Source organism: Streptomyces sp. H27-H5 (assembly GCF_026627505.1).
Taxonomy (GTDB): Bacteria; Actinomycetota; Actinomycetes; order Streptomycetales; family Streptomycetaceae; genus Streptomyces.
Genome location: NZ_JAPNLK010000122.1, coordinates 1 through 19,096, shown reverse-complemented (window position 1 = coordinate 19,096; position 19,096 = coordinate 1). Strand labels below are relative to the sequence as shown.

At 72.0% G+C, this 19,096-nt stretch carries 19 protein-coding genes and 1 pseudogene; 16 read left to right on the top strand and 4 right to left on the bottom strand.

What is annotated here, in order from left to right; all coding sequences use genetic code 11:
- Nucleotides 1-123: 123 nt before the first annotated feature.
- The 13 genes and pseudogenes from OTB19_RS36945 to OTB19_RS36885 form a co-directional block, all read left to right on the top strand.
- Nucleotides 124-219: pseudogene (locus OTB19_RS36945) on the top strand (TcmI family type II polyketide cyclase); the annotation flags it as partial.
- On the top strand, nt 216-1,487 hold the full coding sequence (locus OTB19_RS36940; protein ID WP_267803155.1) for a beta-ketoacyl-[acyl-carrier-protein] synthase family protein: 1,272 nt from the start codon (nt 216-218) through the stop codon (nt 1,485-1,487). The pseudogene OTB19_RS36945 and the gene OTB19_RS36940, both read left to right, overlap by 4 nt.
- Nucleotides 1,484-2,698 carry a ketosynthase chain-length factor gene (locus OTB19_RS36935; RefSeq protein ID WP_267803153.1) on the top strand — a complete coding sequence of 405 codons (1,215 nt, stop codon included), beginning with the start codon at nt 1,484-1,486 and terminating at the stop codon, nt 2,696-2,698. The genes OTB19_RS36940 and OTB19_RS36935 overlap by 4 nt, the downstream gene beginning before the upstream one ends.
- Before the next feature lie 165 nt (nt 2,699-2,863).
- On the top strand, nt 2,864-3,136 hold the full coding sequence (locus OTB19_RS36930; RefSeq protein WP_053677111.1) for an acyl carrier protein: 273 nt from the start codon (nt 2,864-2,866) through the stop codon (nt 3,134-3,136).
- Nucleotides 3,137-3,232: 96 nt separating this feature from the next.
- A complete protein-coding gene (gene fabG, locus OTB19_RS36925) occupies nt 3,233-4,018 on the top strand; it encodes a 3-oxoacyl-ACP reductase FabG (protein ID WP_267803151.1) in 786 nt (261 codons plus the stop codon).
- A 58-nt stretch (nt 4,019-4,076) separates the two neighbouring features.
- Nucleotides 4,077-5,012: an aromatase/cyclase gene (locus OTB19_RS36920; RefSeq protein WP_267803150.1), complete on the top strand. Its 936-nt coding sequence runs from the start codon at nt 4,077-4,079 to the stop codon at nt 5,010-5,012.
- A 1-nt stretch (nt 5,013) separates the two neighbouring features.
- Nucleotides 5,014-6,591 carry an FAD-dependent monooxygenase gene (locus OTB19_RS36915; protein ID WP_267803149.1) on the top strand — a complete coding sequence of 526 codons (1,578 nt, stop codon included), beginning with the start codon at nt 5,014-5,016 and terminating at the stop codon, nt 6,589-6,591.
- Between the two features lie 37 nt (nt 6,592-6,628).
- The gene (locus tag OTB19_RS36910) at nt 6,629-8,143 is read left to right on the top strand and encodes an FAD-dependent monooxygenase (RefSeq protein WP_267803147.1); all 1,515 of its coding nucleotides are present in this window, start codon (nt 6,629-6,631) and stop codon (nt 8,141-8,143) included.
- Nucleotides 8,144-8,328: 185 nt separating this feature from the next.
- A complete protein-coding gene (locus OTB19_RS36905; protein ID WP_267803156.1) occupies nt 8,329-9,189 on the top strand; it encodes an alpha/beta fold hydrolase in 861 nt (286 codons plus the stop codon).
- A 107-nt stretch (nt 9,190-9,296) separates the two neighbouring features.
- Nucleotides 9,297-10,586 (top strand): MFS transporter, encoded by a 1,290-nt coding sequence (locus tag OTB19_RS36900; RefSeq protein WP_267803145.1) that lies wholly within the window; start codon nt 9,297-9,299, stop codon nt 10,584-10,586.
- Between the two features lie 42 nt (nt 10,587-10,628).
- On the top strand, nt 10,629-10,988 hold the full coding sequence (locus OTB19_RS36895) for a phosphopantetheine-binding protein (RefSeq protein WP_267803144.1): 360 nt from the start codon (nt 10,629-10,631) through the stop codon (nt 10,986-10,988).
- Nucleotides 10,989-11,096: 108 nt separating this feature from the next.
- A complete protein-coding gene (locus OTB19_RS36890; RefSeq protein ID WP_267803142.1) occupies nt 11,097-12,665 on the top strand; it encodes an acyl-CoA carboxylase subunit beta in 1,569 nt (522 codons plus the stop codon).
- Nucleotides 12,666-12,691: 26 nt separating this feature from the next.
- Nucleotides 12,692-12,931, top strand: a complete 240-nt coding sequence (locus OTB19_RS36885; protein WP_267803141.1) for an acyl-CoA carboxylase epsilon subunit — start codon at nt 12,692-12,694, stop codon at nt 12,929-12,931.
- Nucleotides 12,932-13,055: 124 nt separating this feature from the next.
- On the opposite strand, the gene OTB19_RS36880 is transcribed toward OTB19_RS36885, so the two are convergent.
- From OTB19_RS36880 to OTB19_RS36870, 3 genes are all read right to left on the bottom strand, one after another.
- The gene (locus OTB19_RS36880) at nt 13,056-13,865 is read right to left on the bottom strand and encodes a 4'-phosphopantetheinyl transferase family protein (protein ID WP_267803139.1); all 810 of its coding nucleotides are present in this window, start codon (nt 13,863-13,865) and stop codon (nt 13,056-13,058) included.
- Nucleotides 13,865-14,851 carry an aromatase/cyclase gene (locus tag OTB19_RS36875; RefSeq protein WP_267803137.1) on the bottom strand — a complete coding sequence of 329 codons (987 nt, stop codon included), beginning with the start codon at nt 14,849-14,851 and terminating at the stop codon, nt 13,865-13,867. Before OTB19_RS36875 ends, OTB19_RS36880 begins: the two co-directional genes overlap by 1 nt.
- A 368-nt stretch (nt 14,852-15,219) precedes the next feature.
- A complete protein-coding gene (locus tag OTB19_RS36870) occupies nt 15,220-15,912 on the bottom strand; it encodes an antibiotic biosynthesis monooxygenase family protein (protein ID WP_267803136.1) in 693 nt (230 codons plus the stop codon).
- 227 nt (nt 15,913-16,139) lie between these two features.
- On the opposite strand from OTB19_RS36870, the gene OTB19_RS36865 reads away from it, so the two are divergent.
- The 3 genes from OTB19_RS36865 to OTB19_RS36855 are packed head-to-tail and all read left to right on the top strand — an operon-like array spanning nt 16,140 to nt 18,506.
- Nucleotides 16,140-16,583, top strand: coding sequence for a nuclear transport factor 2 family protein (locus OTB19_RS36865; protein ID WP_267803135.1), 444 nt, complete (start codon nt 16,140-16,142; stop codon nt 16,581-16,583).
- A complete protein-coding gene (locus OTB19_RS36860; protein WP_267803133.1) occupies nt 16,580-17,932 on the top strand; it encodes a cation:proton antiporter in 1,353 nt (450 codons plus the stop codon). The genes OTB19_RS36865 and OTB19_RS36860 overlap by 4 nt, the downstream gene beginning before the upstream one ends.
- 34 nt (nt 17,933-17,966) lie before the next feature.
- A complete protein-coding gene (locus OTB19_RS36855) occupies nt 17,967-18,506 on the top strand; it encodes a flavin reductase family protein (protein ID WP_267803131.1) in 540 nt (179 codons plus the stop codon).
- A gap of 24 nt (nt 18,507-18,530) precedes the next feature.
- Here OTB19_RS36855 and OTB19_RS36850 read toward each other — a convergent pair whose 3' ends face one another.
- Nucleotides 18,531-18,944, bottom strand: coding sequence for a winged helix-turn-helix transcriptional regulator (locus OTB19_RS36850; RefSeq protein ID WP_267803129.1), 414 nt, complete (start codon nt 18,942-18,944; stop codon nt 18,531-18,533).
- Nucleotides 18,945-19,096 lie beyond the last annotated feature (152 nt).

The following is a 19,096-nucleotide window of genomic DNA, read 5'->3' as shown; positions in this document are numbered from 1 at the left end:
CAGAAAGAACCTCGGAGAACCCGCCACCGGGACGGCCACCCGGGATACCGGCCTGCCCGAATCCGGAAACCCACCACAAAAGCAATCACACCGCGTGATCAAAGATCACGCGGTGGATCGAGGCTCAAGCCGTTCATCGGGGCCTACGACCCCGCCACCTGGCGTTCCCCCGCCGACGCGATGGCGAAGCGCTTCTACGACTGGGAGGCGTCCGCGTGACCGGACGACGTGTGGTCATCACCGGCATCGAGGTCCTCGCGCCCGGTGGTGTCGGGACCAAGAACTTCTGGAACCTGCTCAGCGAGGGCCGCACCGCGACCCGCGGCATCACCTTCTTCGACCCCAGCCCCTTCCGCTCGCGGGTCGCCGCCGAGATCGACTTCGATCCGCAGGAACACGGCCTGACCCCGCAGGAGATCCGGCGCATGGACCGGGCCGCGCAGTTCGCGGTGGTCGCCGCCCGCGGCGCCGTCGCCGACAGCGGCATCGACCTGGAGACGTACGACCCGTACCGCGTGGGCGTCACCATCGGCAGTGCCGTCGGCGCCACGATGGGCCTCGACGAGGAGTACAACGTCGTCAGCGACGGCGGCCGACTCCACCTCGTCGACCACGAGTACGCGGTCCCGCACCTCTACAACTACCTGGTGCCGAGCTCCTTCACCGCCGAGGTCGCCTGGGCGGTCGGCGCGCAGGGACCCAGCACCGTGGTCTCCACCGGCTGCACCTCCGGCATCGACTCGGTCGGTCACGCCGTGGACCTGCTCCGCGAGGGCTCGGTCGACGTGATGATCGCCGGTTCCTCGGACGCGCCGATCTCGCCGATCACCATGGCCTGCTTCGACGCGATCAAGGCGACCACCCCCCGCCACGACGACCCCGGTCACGCCTCCCGCCCCTTCGACGGAACCCGCAACGGCTTCGTCCTGGGCGAGGGCGCGGCGGTGTTCGTCCTGGAGGAGCTGGAGCACGCCAAGAAGCGCGGCGCGCACATCTACGCCGAGATAGCCGGCTACGCCACCCGCTCCAATGCCTACCACATGACCGGTCTGCGGCCGGACGGCAAGGAGATGGCGGAGGCCATCCGGGTCGCGCTGTGCGAGGCCAAGATGAACCCGACCGAGATCGACTACATCAACGCGCACGGCTCGGGCACCAAGCAGAACGACCGCCACGAGACCGCCGCGTTCAAGCGGAGCCTGGGCGACCACGCCTACCGGACCCCGGTCAGCTCGATCAAGTCGATGGTCGGGCACTCGCTCGGTGCCATCGGCTCCATCGAGATCGCCGCGTCCGCGCTGGCGATGGAGAACAACGTCGTCCCGCCGACGGCGAACCTCCACACCCCGGACCCGGAGTGCGACCTCGACTACGTCCCGCTGGTCGCCCGGGAGCAGCTGACCGACGCGGTCCTGACCGTCGGAAGCGGCTTCGGCGGTTTCCAGAGCGCCATGGTGCTGGCGCGTCCCGAGAGGAGCGTGGCATGACCACCTCGGTTGTGGTGACGGGTCTGGGCATCACGGCGCCCAACGGCCTGGGCACGGAGGACTACTGGGCGGCGACCCGGACGGGCAAGAACGGCATCGGCCGGGTCACCCGGTTCGACCCCGCCGGCTACCCGTCCACCCTCGCGGGCGAGATCCCCGGCTTCTCCGAAGAGGAGTTGCTGCCGAGCCGGCTGCTCCCGCAGACCGACCGGATGACGCGCCTCGCGCTCGTCGCCGCCGAGTGGGCGCTGGCCGACGCGGGCATCGACCCGCAGAGCCTGCCCGAGTACGACATGGGCGTGGTCACGGCCAGTTCGTCGGGTGGCTTCGAGTTCGGGCAGAACGAGCTCCAGAAGCTGTGGAGCCAGGGCGCGCAGTACGTCAGCGCCTACCAGTCCTTCGCCTGGTTCTACGCCGTCAACAGCGGCCAGATCTCCATCCGCAGCGGGCTCAAGGGCCCCAGCGGAGTGATCGTCAGCGACGAGGCCGGCGGCCTCGACGCGTTGGCTCAGGGCCGCCGGCTGATCCGCAAGGGGACCCCGATGATCGTGTCGGGCGGGGTCGACGCCTCGATCTGCCCGTGGGGTTGGGTCGCGCAGCTCGCCGCCAAGCGGCTGAGCACCAGCGACGAGCCGACCCGCGCGTTCCTGCCGTTCGACGCGGACGCCTCGGGCTACGTGCCCGGCGAGGGCGGCGCCATCCTGATCATGGAGTCGGCGGAGTCGGCCCGTGCGCGCGGCGCGAAGATCTACGGCGAGATCGCCGGCTACGGGGCCACCTTCGACGCGGCGCCCGGCAGCGACCGGGAGCCCGCGCTGCGCAAGGCCATCGAGTTCGCCCTCGACGACGCGGGTGTCCGGCCCGAGGACGTGGACGTGGTCTTCGCGGACGCCGCCGGCGTCCCGGAACTGGACCGCGTCGAGGCCGAGGCCATCGGCGCCGTGTTCGGCGAGCGGGGCGTCCCGGTCACCGCACCCAAGACGATGACGGGCCGGCTGTACTCGGGCGCGGCGCCCCTGGACGTCGCGACCGCCCTGCTGGCGATCGAGGAGGGGCTCATCCCCCCGACCGTCAACGTGCACCCGGCCGAGGAGTACGCGCTCGACCTGGTCGTGGACCGGCCGCGCACCGCGCAGGTCCGCACCGCCCTGGTCGTGGCCCGCGGTTACGGCGGCTTCAACTCGGCCGTCGTCGTCCGCGCCGCGGACTAGGTCCCCGCCCGCCCGTCCCCGTACGACGGCCGGCCCTGAACCCGGCGTCCTCCGCCGCCACCCCCCGACCGGCGGCGGAGGCCGCCTTCCCCCCACCGCCTCACATCCCACGGCCCCCCCACGCCATTCCCACACCACCGATCCACGAGCCATGAAGGGCCCCACGTGTCCACTCAGACCTTCACCCTTGACGACCTGCGGCGGATCCTCCTCGAAGGCGCCGGCGCCGACGAGGGCGTCGACCTCGACGGCGACATCCTCGACGTCCAGTTCGAGGCGCTCGGTTACGAGTCCCTCGCCCTGCTGGAGACCGGCAGCCGCATCGAGCGCGAGTACAAGATCGTCCTCGACGAGGACCTGCTCACCGACGCGGACACCCCGCGCGCGCTGATCGCGGCCGTCAACGGCCACCTCACCGCGGTGCCCAGCGCCGCCTGAGTCGCCCGCCGCACCAGTTCGTTCCCCGGGCCGGGCGGACGCGATTCCGCCCGGCCCCGCCGAATCACCCCCGGACACTTACGGAGTAGACGAATCATGTCGACGCAGGAGAAGCGGATCGCCCTGATCACGGGCGCCACCAGCGGCATCGGCCTGGCCGCGGCCCGCGCACTGGGTGCCCAGGGGCACGCGGTCTTCATCGGCGCGCGCAACGCCGACAATGTCGCCGCCACGGTCAAGGAGCTTCAGGCGGAGGGCCTCGAAGCCGACGGAACGGTCCTCGACGTACGCGACTCCGCCTCCGCCGCCGCGTTCGTCCAGGCCGCGGTCGACCGCTTCGGCAGCGTCGACGTCCTGGTCAACAACGCCGGCCGGTCCGGTGGCGGCGTCACCGCGGACATAGACGAGGAGCTGTGGGCCGATGTCATCGACACCAACCTCACCAGCGTCTTCCGGCTGACCAAGGAAGTCCTCAACACCGGCGGGATGCGCCACAAGAACCGCGGCCGCATCATCAACATCGCCTCCACCGCCGGCAAGCAGGGCGTCGTCCTGGGCGCCCCGTACTCGGCCTCCAAGCACGGCGTGGTCGGCTTCACCAAGGCCCTCGGCAACGAACTCGCCCCCACCGGGATCACGGTCAACGCCGTCTGCCCCGGCTACGTCGAGACGCCCATGGCCCAGCGCGTCCGCGCCGGATACGCCGCCGCGTACGACACCTCCGAGGACGCCATCCTCGACAAGTTCCAGTCGAAGATCCCGCTCGGCCGGTACTCCACCCCCGAGGAGGTCGCCGGCATGGTCGCCTACCTCGCCTCCGACACCGCCGCGTCCGTCACGGCGCAGGCGATCAACGTCTGCGGCGGGCTCGGCAACTTCTGATCCGCACCCCTTGCCACCAGGGTGCGGACGCGCCCGAGTTCTCGAAGAGGAAGCCGTCATGACAACCCGCGAGGTTGAGCACGAGATCACCATCGCCGCGCCGGCATCGGACGTGTACCGGCTGCTGGCCGACGTCGTCAACTGGCCGCGCATCTTCCCGCCCACCATCCACGTGGACCGGGTCGACTTCAACGGCACGCACGAGCGGATCCGGATCTGGGCCACCGCCAACGGCCAACCGAAGAACTGGACCTCGCGCCGCGAACTCGACCCGCAGGGCCTGCGGATCACCTTCCGCCAGGAGGTCACCACCAAGCCGGTCGCCTCGATGGGCGGCGCGTGGATCATCGAGCCGCTCGACGAGGACTCCTCGCGGGTCCGGCTGCTCCACGACTACCGGGCGATCGACGACGACGCGCACGACCTGCTCTGGATCGACGAGGCCGTCGACAAGAACAGCCGTTCCGAGTTGGCGGCGTTGAAGCGGAACGTGGAGTTCGCCCACGGCGCCGAGGACGTCACCTTCTCCTTCGAGGACACCGTCACCATCGACGGCTCCGCCAAGGACGCCTACGACTTCATCAACGAAGCCCACCTGTGGTCCGAACGCCTGCCCCACGTCGCCACCGTCCGCCTCACCGAGGACACCCCCGGCGTCCAGACCCTGGAGATGGACACCCGCGCCAAGGACGGCTCCGTCCACACCACCAAATCCCACCGCGTCACCTTCCCCCACCACAAGGTCGCCTACAAACAAGTCACCCTCCCCGCCCTGATGACCCTCCACACCGGCCACTGGACCTTCCGCGACACCGACCACGGCGTCACCGCCACCTCCCAACACACCGTCACCCTCAACACCGACAACATCACCCGCATCCTCGGACCCGACGCCACCGTCGCCGACGCCCGCGCCTACGTCCACACCGCCCTCTCCACCAACAGCCTCGCCACCCTCAACCACACCAAGACCCACGCCGAGAAAAAGAACTGACATGGCATCGGACCACCCGGACATCGCGCGGGGACCCCTGGACACCGACGTCCTGGTGGTCGGAGCCGGCCCCGCCGGACTGATGCTCGCCTGCGAGCTCGGGCTCGGTGGGGCCGAGGTGCTCGTCCTCGACCAGCGCCCCGGCCCGACCACCGAATCCCGGGCGACCACCCTGCACGCCCGCACCATGGAGATCTTCGACAGCCGGGGCCTGCTGGCCGAGTTGGGCACCCCGCCGTGCGAGCCGCGCGGGCACTTCGGCGGCATCGGACTGGACCTCACCCTGCCCGGTTCCCACCCCGGCCAGTGGAAGGTGCCCCAGCGGCGTACGGAGGAACTCCTCCAGGACCGGGCCGTCGAGCTGGGCGCGGGCCTGCTCCGCCGCCACCAACTGGTCGCCCTGACCGTCGGACCGGACGGGGTGACGGCCGACGGCATCGGCCCGGACGGCCCGGTCCGCATCAACGCCCGGTACCTGGTCGGCTGCGACGGCGAGGACAGCACCGTAAGACGGCTCATCGGCGCCGACTTCCCCGGCCGCGACGCCGAACGCGAACTGTTGCGGGCCGACGTCGGCGGAGTCGAGACGCCCGACCGGCGCTTCCTGCGGCTGCCCGACGGCCTGGCCATCTCCGCGACCCGCGACGGCGTCACCCGCGTGATGGTGCACGAGTTCGGCAAACCGGCCGTCCCGCGCTCCGGCGCCCCCGCGTTCGACGAGGTCGTCGACGCCTGGCAGCGGGTGACCGGCGAGGACATCGCCCACGGCAGCCCCCTGTGGGTCAACGCCTTCGGCGACGCCAACCGGCAGCTCGCCCGGTACCGGCACGGCCGGATCCTGTTCGCCGGCGACGCCGCGCACCAGCAGATGCCCAGCGGCGGACAAGCCCTCAACCTCGGCGTGCAGGACGCCTTCAACCTCGGCTGGAAGCTCGCCGCCGAAGTGCGCGGCGACGCCCCCGACGGGCTCCTGGACAGCTACCACACCGAACGCCACGCCGTCGGCGCCGCGGTCCTGGCCAACATCCGGGCCCAGACCCTGCTGCTGCTCGGCGGACCCGAGGTCGAACCGGCCCGCACCCTGCTCACCGAACTCGTCGCGCTCGACGGGGTACGCACCGAACTGGCCGGCGCCGTGAGCGGCCTCGGCATCCGCTACCCCGTCACGGACGACGCCGACACCGGGCGGCCGGGCACGGACCACCCCCTCCTCGGCCGCCGACTGCCCCCCTCCGCGCTGGACGGACCGGCCGGCGACACCACCGCCGCACTGCTGCGCACCGGCCGCGGCCTGCTGCTCGACCTCGGCACGGGCGCGGACCCGGCCACCGTCGGCCCCTGGGCGGACCGGGTCGACCACGTCACCGCCCGCCCGGCGACCGGCAGCCCGCTGACCCCCGGCGAGGCCCTCCTCGTACGGCCCGACGGACACGTCGTCTGGGCCGGCGGCCCCGGCACCGACCCGCGGGGCCCGCACACCGCGCTGCGCCGCTGGTTCGGCGCACCGGCCACCGCGCCCGCCGGCACGGACGGCGCGCACCCCACCCACCGACACGCCGCGACCGCCGCCGCCCGCTGAGGCGGCGGCCGGCGCCGGCAACCAGGAAGGCACACTCATGGCCAAGGACGTCGACACCATCGACGCGGACGTCATCATCGTCGGCGCCGGCCCGGCGGGCCTGATGCTCGCCGGCGAGCTGCGCCTGGGCGGCGCGGACGTCATCGTCACCGAACGCCTGGAGCGGCCCACCGGCCAGTCCCGCGGCCTGGGCTTCACCGCCCGCGCCCTGGAGTCCTTCGACCAGCGGGGCCTCGTACCCCGCTTCGGCGGGCTGGAGACCAGCCCGCTGGGCCACTTCGGCGGGGTGCAGTTCGACTTCACCGCCCTGGAGGACGCCCACTTCGGGGCCCGCGGCATCCCGCAGTCGCGGACCGAGACCGTCCTGGAGGACTGGGCCCGCGAGCTGGGGACCGACATCCGGCGCGGGTGGGAGTTCCTCGACCTGGAGCAGGACCCGGACGGGGTCACCGCCACCGTCGCCGGCCCCGACGGCGAACAGCGGCTGCGCGCCCGCTGGCTGGTCGGCGCCGACGGCGGACACAGCCTGGTCCGCAAGGTCGCCGAGTTCGCCTTCCCCGGCACCGACGCCACCCGGGGCATGTACCTCGCCGACGTGGTCGGCTGCTCGATCCCGCCCCGCTTCCTCGGCGAGCGCGTCCCCGCCGGCATGGTGATGGCCGCGCCGCTCGCCGAGGGCGTGGACCGCATCATCGTGTGCGAGCACGGCGCCCCGCCCGCCGACCGCAGCCAGACCCCCGACTTCGCGGAGGTCGCCGCGGCCTGGCAGCGGCTGACCGGCGAGGACATCTCCGGCGGCGGCGCCGACTGGGTCAGCTCCTTCACCGACGCCACCCGGCAGGCGAGCGAGTACCGACGCGGGCGCGTGCTGCTGGTCGGCGACGCGGCCCACATCCACCTGCCCGCCGGCGGACAGGGCCTGAGCACCGGCGTCCAGGACGCCGTGAACCTCGGCTGGAAACTGGCCGCGACCCTCGCCGGCTGGGCCCCCGCATCGCTGCTCGACACCTACCACGACGAACGCCACGCCGTCGGGGCGCGGCTGCTGACCAACACCCTCGCCCAGGGCTCCGTGTTCCTCGGCGGCGTCGAATCGGAGCCGCTGCGGGCCCTGTTCACCGAACTGATCGCGCTGGACCCGGTCAAGCGCCACCTCGCCGGGATGGTCAGCCACCTCGACGTCCGCTACGACGTCGACGCGGCCCCGGCCGCCGGCGAGGACCCCGCCGCGCCCGAGGACCGCCACCCGCTGCTCGGTCGCCGGCTCCCGCCGCGCGACCTGATCACGGCCGACGGTCCCGTGCGCACCGCCGACCTGCTGCACCCCGCCCGCGGCGTCCTCCTCGACCTGGCCGACGACCCCGACGTGCGCGAGGCCGCGGCCGGTTGGAAGGACCGGGTCATCACGACCACCGGCGTCCCCCGGGACCCGGCCGTCTTCGCCGGTGCCTCGGCCGTCCTGGTCCGCCCCGACGGCTACGTCGCCTGGGCGGGCACCGACCCCGCCGAACTGGCCCCGGCCCTCCGGCAGTGGTTCGGCATCCCCGCCTGACCGCGCCAAGGCCCGGGGGCCGCAGCGGCCGGGCACCTCGGCCCTGCCCGGCCCCCGGGGCCGCCCCGCCCACCGTCCCAGGAAGAGACCATGAGTCGAAGAACCCACCGGCCCGCCCACGCCAGGGGGGCCCAGTGAGCGCCCCCCTGCTCCTGCCCGTCGGGGCGGACGAGACCGCGCCCGGCATGTCGCCGGGCGTCCGGCCGATCACCCTGGAGGCAGGCGCCTTCACCCTGTCCGCGCTGATCGCCCAGCCCGTCGGCCCGCCCCGTGCGACCATCGTCGCGGTGCACGGCGGCGGCATGAGCGCCGGCTACTTCGACGGTCAGGCCCACCCGGACGTCTCCCTCCTCACCCTCGGCGCCCGGCTCGGCTACACCGTCGTCGCCGTGGACCGGCCCGGCTACGGCCTGTCCGCCGCGCACCTGCCGCGCGGCCAGAACCTGTCCGAACAGTCCGCCGCGCTGGGGACCGCGATCGCCCACCTCGCCGACCGGTACCCGTCCGGCGCCGGGGTGTTCCTCGTCGCGCACTCCTTCGGCGGCAAGCTCGCCCTCACGTACGCCGCCGAACAGGCCGGTCCCGGAACCGCCGGGCCGGCCCTGCTGGGCCTGGACGTCTCCGGCTGCGGCCGCGACTACGCGGTCGACCCCGGGGACCTCCGCGACCCGCACCGGCACGGCCACTGGAAGCGGAACTGGGGCGCCCTGCGCTTCTACCCGCCGAACACCTTCCGGGACGCCGCCGCGCTCGTCGCCCCCATGCCGCTGCGCGAGCGCGCGGAGGCGGCACGTTGGCCCGAGAGCTTCACCGCTGCCGCCGCCCGGGTGCCCGTACCGGTCCGCCTCACCTTCGCCGAGCACGAACTGTGGTGGCGTAACGACGAGGAGGACCTCAACGAGATCGCCGAACTGTTCACCGCGGCCCCGTTCGTCACCATCGACCGGCAGCCCGACGCGGGACACAACCTCAGCCTCGGCTGGGTCGCCCGCTCCTACCACCTGCGCGCCCTGGCCTTCCTGGAGGAGTGCCTGGCCCGGGCCTGAGACACGGCACACGGGACGGCGCGCGACCACCACGACCACACACGACACGGGACACGGCGCACGGCACGGCACAGGCAGACCACGAGAGGCGAGGCGTACCACCCCCCATGGACAAGACACGCTCCAAGCCCTTCCGTTCCCTCGCCGTACGCAACTTCCGGCTGTTCGCGGCCGGGCAGGTGGTGTCCGTGGCGGGGACCTGGATGATGGTCGTGTCCCAGGACTGGCTGGTCCTGGACCTGACCGGGGACTCCGCCACCGCCCTGGGCACCCTGACCGCGCTGCAGTTCACCCCGATGCTGCTGCTCACCCTGTACGGCGGCCGGCTCGCCGACCGCCACGACAAGAGACTGCTGCTCACCCTCGCCAACCTGGCCTCGGGCGCACTGGCCCTCGCCCTGGCCGTGCTGGTCCTGGCGGGTGACGTGCGGCTGTGGCACCTGTACCTGTTCGCGATCGGGCTCGGCACCGTCAACTCCTTCGAGGTGCCCGCCCGGATGGCGTTCGTCGCCGAGCTGGTGGGCCCGGACCTGCTGCCCAACGCCTCGGCGCTGAGCGCCGCCTACTTCAACACCGCGCGGGTGGTCGGCCCGGCCCTGGCCGGCCTGCTCATCTCGGCCGTCGGCACCGGGCCGGTGATGCTCCTCAACGCGGTCAGCTACCTCGCCACCGTGGCGGCCCTGCGGCTGATGCGGCCCGCGGAACTGCTGCGCTGCGAACCCTCGGGCCGCGGATCGGGAGTGGCGGACGGGCTGCGGTACGTCCGCGCCCGGCCCGACCTGCTGGTCCCGTTGGCCCTGCTGGCGGTCGTCGGCCTGTTCGGCTTCAACTTCCAGCTCACCCTGCCGCTGCTCGCCAAGACCGTCTTCCACGCCGACGCGACCGCGTTCGGCCTGCTCACCACCACCTTCGCGGCCGGCTCGCTGCTCGCCGCGTTCGCCACGACCGCCCGCAGCGGGCGCCCGGCGGCCCGGACCGTCACCGGCTCGGCCCTGGCGTTCGGCGTGAGCGAGACGGCCGCCGGATGGGCCCCGGACTACGTCTCGGCGGCCATCCTGCTCGCCCTGACCGGTTTCGCCACGATCTACTTCGCGCAGGCGGCCAACCACCGGATCCAGCTCGGCAGCGACCCCCGCTACCGGGGGCGGGTGATGGCCCTCTACACGCTGATCCTGCAGGGCCTCACCCCGCTGGGAGCCCTCCTCGTCGGCTGGCTGACCAGCCGCTACGGGGCGCGCTCGGGCCTGTGGGTCGGCGGATCCGTGTCGCTGCTCGCCGCCCTGGCGGCGCTGCCCGCGGGCCGGACCCGGCGCGGATCCCGGACCGCCACGGACACCGGTTCGCCGTCCTGCGGACCCACTCCCCTTCCTCCCACCCGGTCCGCCGGCCGCCCCTGACACACGGCGGACCCCGGCGCGCACCCGACGAAAGGCACCGACATGACCGACGACTCCGCGCACGGCTCGATCGGGCACCTCCCGGACCTGTCCGAACTGCGCGTCATGAGCCCGGACGTCCTCACCGCCACCCTCGCCCACTGCCTGCGCCTGCACCTGGACCAGCTGCTCCAGGTCCCGCCGGGCCACCGCACCAGCCCGCACCAGCCCCTGCGCACTCAGGGGCTGGACCTGCTCAACGCCCTGCACCTGGCCCGGGGGATCCGCCGGGACCTGGGCGCGGAGGTGGCCGCCCAGACGCTGTTGGACGGCACCCTCACCGAACTCGCCGAACTGCTGGCCCCGCGGCTGGCGATCGCCGGGGCGCCGCCCGTCGAGCAGCCCGAGACCGCCACCGTCTGAGACACGGGCCGGCCACCGCCGGAAGAACCACCGCCGGCCGTACCACCGCCGGCCGTACCGCCGTCATCCGCACCGCCCCGCACGCCGACACCGGACAGGAGACCCACCATGCCGCCCGCGATACCCGAGGCCCTCACCGCACGGCTCGATGAACTGGAGGCCCACAAGGAGGAGGCACGCAACGGCCCGGACCCCAAGGCCACCGAACGCCAGTACGCGAAGGGCAAGTTGACCGCGCACGAGCGGATCGCCCTGCTGCTGGACAAGGGCAGTTTCAGCGAGGTGGAACCGCTGCGCAGACACCGGGCCACGGGCTTCGGCCTGGAGGCGAGGAAGCCGTACGGGGACGGCGTGATCACGGGTTGGGGCACGGTCGAGGGTCGTACGGTCTTCGTCTACGCGCACGACTTCCGGATCTTCGGCGGTGCGCTGGGCGAGGCCCACGCCACGAAGATCCACAAGATCATGGACATGGCCATCGCGGCCGGTGCCCCGCTGGTCTCCCTCAACGACGGCGCGGGCGCCCGTATCCAGGAGGGCGTCTCCGCGCTCGCCGGCTACGGCGGCATCTTCCAGCGCAACACCAAGGCCTCGGGTGTCATCCCGCAGATCTCGGTCATGCTCGGCCCCTGCGCCGGCGGCGCCGCGTACTCCCCGGCCCTCACCGACTTCATCTTCATGGTCCGCGACATCTCGCAGATGTTCATCACCGGCCCGGACGTGGTCCGCGCGGTGACCGGCGAGGAGATCACCCAGAACGGCCTCGGCGGCGCCGATGTGCACGCCGGCACCTCGGGCGTCGCCCACTTCGTCCACGACGACGAGGAGACCTGCCTGGCGGAGGTCCGCTACCTGATCTCCCTGCTGCCCCCCAACAACCGCGAGCTGCCTCCCCGGGTGCTCAGCGGGGACCCCGCCGACCGCCTCGGCGACCGGCTGCTGGAGCTGGTGCCGGCCGACGGGAACCGCTCGTACGACATCCGCGGCGTCATCGAGGAACTCGTCGATGACAGCGAGTTCATGGAGGTCCACGCGGCCTGGGCGCAGAACATCGTGTGCGGACTCGCCCGGATCGACGGCCACACCGTCGGCGTCGTCGCCAATCAGCCCGCCTCGACCGCCGGCGTCCTCGACATCAAGGCGAGCGAGAAGGGTGCGCGGTTCGTACAGTTCTGCGACGCCTTCAACATCCCGCTGGTCACCCTCGTCGACGTCCCCGGCTTCCTGCCCGGTGTGGACCAGGAACACGAGGGCATCATCCGGCGCGGCGCCAAGCTGCTGTACGCGTACTGCAACGCCACCGTGCCGCGCGTCTCCGTGGTGCTGCGCAAGGCCTACGGCGGCGCGTACATCGTCATGGACTCCCGTTCCATCGGCGCGGACATCGCCCTGGCGTGGCCCACCAACGAGATCGCGGTGATGGGCGCCGAGGGCGCCGCGAACGTGGTCTTCCGACGGGAGATCGCGGCCGCCGACGACCCGGAGGCGATGCGCCGCGAGAAGATCGCGCAGTACAAGGAGGAGCTCGTCCACCCCTACTACGCCGCCGAACGCGGCCTCGTGGACGACGTCATCGACCCGCGCGACACCCGTTCCGTGCTGGCCCGCTCGCTGGCGATGCTCGCCGCCAAACACGCCGACCTGCCGCGGCGCAAGCACGGCAACCCGCCCCAGTGACCGCGCCGACCAGAGGAGAAGCCGCCGTGAACGGACCGGCCGACGAACAACTGCTGCGCATCGTCAGGGGCAACCCCTCCCCGGAGGAACTGGCCGCCCTGACCGCGATCCTGCTCGCCCGCGCCGCGGGCGCCGGCGTCGAACCCGACGACGTGGCCCGCCGTCAGCAGGTCGTGGCCCTCTGGCGGCGCCCGGACCGGGTCGCCGGCTTCGACGGGCCGCGCACCTGGCGCTCGCCGGCGCGGCCCGCGCCACGCGCCGCCTGAGACACCGGGCACACGCGACGCCGCTCGCGACGGACCAGCACGGACGGGCCGGGGAGACTTTCTCCCCGGCCCCTCCGTGCTGTCGTCGTCCCTTACTCGTGTCGTCCTGCCGTCGTGTCCCGGCTCAGGCCGCCCGGGCCGACGGCGAGGGCCGGGTGCGGTGGTCCCGCAAGACCGTGCGCAGCCCCGGCTCGACGCCGGCGAGGCGTTCCGCCGCCTCCTGGGCGTACAGCAGGGTGTCCGGTACCGCCCGCATCACGATGCGGTGGTCCCCGCCGCCCAGGATCGCCACCGCGGCCACGTGGCCGTCGCACAGCGGGAGGTTGCCGACCACCCAGCCCTCGGGCCGGTCCCGTGCCCGCTGTTCGCCCAGGTAGTCGAGGTGGGTGCCGCGGGCCAGCCCGGTGCCGATCCCCTTGAGGTAGGCCTCCTTACGGGTCCACAGCCGCCCGAAGGCCGCCGTGCGGCGGTCTTCGGACAACTGTTCCAGCTCCTCCCGTTCCACCGGGTGCAGCGCCGGCAGACAGGCCTCCGCGGTCCCGGCCGAGGGAATGCGCTGGACGTCGGCCCCCACCCGGGTCTCCGCCACCGCCACCAGGGCCAGGCCGTGGCTGTGCGAGAGGGAGAACTGGGGGGCGCCCGGCACGCCGAGCACCCGGGGCCGGCCGTTGCGGCCGCCCGACCCGTCGTAGCGCTCGCCGGCGATGGCGAGGTTGCGGGGCGCGATGCCGGTGTACACGGCCAGGACCCGGCGCAGACCCACGTGGGCGGCCGCGTACATGCGCTGGTCGTCGGAGCGGCGGTACGCCTCCACGCGCCGCAGCTCCCGGTCGTCCAGGTCGCCCATCGGCACGTCACGGGGCGACTCGGGGGGTGGCAGCAGCCACACGTCCAACTGCCCGTCGTCGAGGGTCAGTACGTTCGCCACCGCCATCAGCGCTTGTTCCCGGAAAGGGTCTCCGCGTGGGTTTCGGTGTGGCTCTCGGCGTGGGTCTTGGTGTGGTTGAGGGTGGCGAGGCTGTTGGTGGAGAGGGCGGTGTGGACGTAGGCGCGGGCGTCGGCGACGGTGGCGTCGGGTCCGAGGATGCGGGTGATGTTGTCGGTGTTGAGGGTGACGGTGTGTTGGGAGGTGGCGGTGACGCCGTGGTCGGTGTCGCGGAAGGTCCAGTGGCCGGTGTGGAGGGTCATCAGGGCGGGGAGGGTGACTTGTTTGTAGGCGATCTTGTGGTGGGGGAAGGTGACGCGGTGGGATTTGGTGGTGTGGACGGAGCCGTCCTTGGCGCGGGTGTCCATCTCCAGGGTCTGGACGCCGGGGGTGTCCTCGGTGAGGCGGACGGTGGCGACGTGGGGCAGGCGTTCGGACCACAGGTGGGCTTCGTTGATGAAGTCGTAGGCGTCCTTGGCGGAGCCGTCGATGGTGACGGTGTCCTCGAAGGAGAAGGTGACGTCCTCGGCGCCGTGGGCGAACTCCACGTTCCGCTTCAACGCCGCCAACTCGGCCTCGGCCTCCCGGGCCACCCGCTCGCCGATGCGGTCGAGCGCGGCCGGGTCCTCGCCCTCGGCCCGGAACTCGTGGAACAGCCGGACCCGCGAGGAGTTCTCTTCGAGCGGCTCGACGAGCCAGGCGCCGCCCATCGAGGCGACGGGCGCCTCGGTGGCCAGCAGTTCGAAGTTGACCCGCAGGTCGGCGTCCTGGACGATGCGGCGCAGTCGCCAGGTGCGCAGCGTCCCGCCGGCGCCCGCGGTGTCCCAGACGCGCAGCCGCTGCTCGCCCTCCGGGGCCTCCTCGTGGGAGACGTGGACGGTGGCGGGGAAGGTGCTGGGCCAGTTGTCGACGTCGGCGATCAACCGGTGGACCGTGGCCGCCGGGGCGGCCACGGTGATCTCGTGCGCCGTCTGGCGCACGCCCGCTTGCTTCATGTTCGGACTCCTCGTCCTTGAAGGGCGCGGGGAGTTGCGGGAGCCGGGTTCGCCGCATGTGGCCGTGTGGATGCACTGACGAGGGAACACGACGTCCCGCTTCGCCCGCGAGGTGAAATATGTGGGTGCTGTCCGCGGACGGGACGGGTGGGGGAGCGGGGCGTACCCCGGGGGAGCGCAGAAGTGGGGGGGGGGGGGGGGGGGGGGGGGGGGGGGGCGGGCCCGCCCGCCCCACTTCTGTCAGTGGGCCACCGCGTCGCTGTGACGGCGGCGGCCTGGTTCGGGGCCCGCGTGCCCGGGTCCGTACGCGGTCCCGGCGGGGGCTCCGGCCGCCGCACAGCCGGCCGGAACCCCCACCGGGACGCGGCTCACTCGCCGGCGGCGCGGGTGTGCACGACGCGGTAGGTGTTCTCGTCCTGCCAGGTCTGCAGGGCGCTCACCCGGGCGTCGACCTTGCGGCGCTCGGGGGTGCGGTCGGCCTCGGCCTGCGCACGGAAGGCGTCGTACGCCTCCTTGCCGTCCCACTGCGAGTACGAGACGACGAACTTGCCCTCGATGCCGCGGGCGCGCAGGCCGCGCAGCACGGTGTGGCTGCGGTAGCCGGGCACGTCGAGCAGGTACTCCTGCGAGGCGCCGAGCGCGTCGACGAGGTCCTCCTGCTCCTCCTCTGCCACGCCGAAGAGCTCGATCGCGGTGTAGTCGTCGCGCTGCGGGGAGATCTCGACGCCGTCGAGCTCCGGCTTCGCCTGGACGAAGGCGATCTCATTCTGGAGCAGCCGGATCGAGGTGGTGATCTCACCGAAGAGCGGCAGCGTACGGTGCTTGAACTCCTCGCCCGAGTAGCGCACTTCGAGGTCCTCCATGCTGCGCCACTGAATGAAGTTGGCGGTGCCCGGCTTGTCCTCGCCGGCGTGGACGGTGCTGGAGATCCAGCCGTCGTAGGCCGCGGAGTCCACGATCTCCCGCATGGCGGCGAGCAGCTTGACCTGCTTCTCGGGGGCGTCGGTCGAGAACAGGTTGAGAACAGTCAGGTGCTGACCGTCGGCTGCAATCTTCGGCATTCTCTTCTCTTCCATTCGAGGAAAATGATGTACGAACGGCCATCACTGCCCGGCCGGTGTTCCCAGTGCATCCTGCTCAATGAAAGGGCCATGGGAAAAGGCCTGTTGCGTCAGAATTCGGATCCGCTCTGTCAAGCTCCGGAAAGCCATTCAAGGACTTCTCGCGACTTTGTCAGAGGTCTGAAAAACATCGTGGTTCGCCAAGGGGCGGGCGCCATGCTCGGCTCATGCATCCAGGACAGGCAACCGCCGACACACGTACTCTGCTGGACCGCTATCTCATCGGTCTCGACGACGACGAACTGGACGACGCCTGGGCGGCGCGCCTGTTCACGCGTGACGCCCGGGTCGAGTTCCCCATGAGCGGTCACAAGGGCCTCGAAGGCCTCGCCGCCTACCACCGGGACGCCTTGGCGGCCTTCGCCGCCACCCAGCACCTGGGGTCGCCCGCGGTCGTGGACCTCGTCGACGAGGGCCGGGCCGTGCTGCGCGCCAACCTCGTCTCCACGCACGTCCACCACCCCGGGACCCCGGGCCGGCCGCTGTTCACCGTCGGCACCCTGGCGACGGGCGAGGCCGAACTCACCGACGAGGGCTGGAAGCTGTCCGCGCTGACCTTCCGCGTCCTGTGGACCGAGGGGAACCCGCCCGTGCCCGAGGAGTCCCGATGATGACCTTGGCGGCCGGGCTCAAGGAGTCCACCCTGGCGATGATGCTGCTCGACATCGGCGTGGTCCTGCTCGCCGGCGCGGCACTCGGCCGTCTCGCGCAGCGGCTGCGCCAGCCCGCCGTGGTCGGTGAGATCGCCGCGGGCATCCTGCTCGGACCGAGCATCCTGGGCCTGCTGCCCGGACATCTGACCGAGCGTCTCTTTCCGGCCGAGGTACGCCCGCTGCTGTCGGCGGTCTCCCAGGTCGGCCTGATCCTCTTCATGTTCGTGGTCGGCTGGGAGTTCGAGAAGCGCCTCATCAAGCCGCACGCCAAGCTCGCGGCCGGGGTCTCGCTGTCGTCCATCGCCGTGGCCTTCGGCCTGGGCGTGGCGCTCGCGCCGTTCCTCTACCCCGAGCACATGGTCGTGGCGGGCAAGGAGATCTCCTTCATCGCCTTCGCCACCTTCCTCGGCACGGCCATGTCGGTCACCGCCTTCCCGGTACTGGCCCGCATCCTCACCGAGAACCGGCTGATGGAGACCAAGGTCGGCTCGCTCTCCCTGGCCAGCGCCGCCATCGACGACCTGCTGGCCTGGTGCCTGCTCGCGTACGTCTCGGCCCTGGTCGCCTCGGACGGCGACTATTCGAGCCTGGCCCGGATCGGCGCCCTGAGCGTCGGCTTCGTCGCCCTGATGTTCCTGGTCGTCAAGCCGCTCGTGGCACGCCTGGTCTGGCGCTGGGCCGCCGCCGAACGCTGGCCGGCGCTGCTGTCCGTGCTGTGCGCGGGCGCGCTCGGCTCGGCGTTCCTGAGCAGCTGGATCGGCATCCACGCGATCTTCGGGGCGTTCCTGTTCGGCTTCGTGATGCCGCGCGAACCCTCCCGGGTCCTGGCGGAGCACCTGCGCAAGCCCATGGACCACGTCAGCGTCGTGCTGCTCCCGGTGTTCTTCATCGTCACCGGTCTCGGGGTGGACCTCGGCGCGCTGACCGCGTCGGACTACGTCGCGCTCGCCCTGATCATCCTGGTGGCCTGCGCCGGCAAGCTCGTGGGCGCCATCCTCCCGGCGAGGCTGGCCGGGTTCTCCTGGCGGGAGTCCAGGGACCTGGGCCTGCTCATGAACACCAGGGGCCTGACCGAACTGATCATCCTGAACGCCGCCGTCAGCCTCGGCGTCCTCGACGGACGCATGTTCACCATGCTGGTGATCATGGCGCTGGTCACGACGGCCATGGCGGGCCCCCTGCTGTCGCGCCGCCGTCCCGCACCCGCCGCCGAACCGCTCGCCGGCGCGCAGCCGTCGGACGCGGACGACGTCCTGTCGCCGACCGTTGCCACGCCGGCCGCGGACTTCACCGCACCCCGTACCTGAGAGCCGAAGGCCGAAGCCGAGAGAGAGGCATGTCGTGATTCCCGTTCAGTCAGCAACCACCGAGAACCGGGCTCCCGTCGACGGACGCGCGCTGCGCGACGTGTGCGGGCACTTCGCCACCGGTGTCACGGTCATCACCTCGGGCGGCGGCCAGGACGCCGCCGGGACCACGGTGAACTCCTTCACCTCGGTCTCGCTGGATCCGCCGCTGGTGCTCATATGCCTGCACCAGAACTCCCGGCTGCTGCCGGTGGTCCAGGAGAGCGGCGGCTTCGTCGTCAACTTCCTGACCCAACAGCAGCAGTCCATAGCCTGGGCGTTCGCCGGGCGGCAGTCCGCCCGCTTCGAGGACGTGCCCCACCACCGCTCGGAGGCCGGACTGCCGGTGCTCAGCGAGGCCCTGGCCTTCCTGGACTGCCGACTCATCGCCGAGTACGACGGCGGCGACCACACCATCCTGCTCGGCGAGGTCGTCGAACTCGACGCACCCGGCGCCGAGGAGGACCCGCTGATCTTCTTCCAGGGGAACATGCGCGAGCTGGACCGCGAACCCGCGGAGCTGCCCGCGCGCTGACCCCGGCCGGGCGACCCGCATCGGTCAGCGGGCGCTCCCGTCCGCCGCGTCGAACTCCTGTCGCGCGCGCTCCACTCGGGGCAGGTTGTCGGCCGACCAGTCCGCGAGGTGGGAGAAGAGCGGCGCCAGGCTGCGTCCGAGCTCGCTGATCTCGTACTCCACCCTCGGCGGCACCTCGGGGTGGTAGGTGCGCACCACGAGCCCGTCGCGCTCCAACTGCCGCAGACGCTGCGTCAGCACCTTCGGCGTGATCGTGCCGATGTTGCGGTGCAGTTGCACGAAACGCTGGACCCCGAACTCGTTCAGCGTCCACAGGATCGGCGTCGTCCACCGGCTGAAGACGATGTCGAGCACCGGGGCGATGGGGCAGGCCTGTTCCGACGTCACCCGGGCGGCGTGCGCCGCCGCTTCGCCCGACAGGGCGGTGCTGCTGTTCATGCGAACCCTCCAGGAAGTCACTTTCCTCTAGTGCTGCACCGCGAAAGTTCGTGGAGGGGTGTTGGTCAGGCTGCTTCCTTGAGTGGGGTGCCCTTGTAGGTCCAGCGGAAGGGCTTGGCGTTCTCGTTGCGGTTGATGATGTAGCTGTCGAG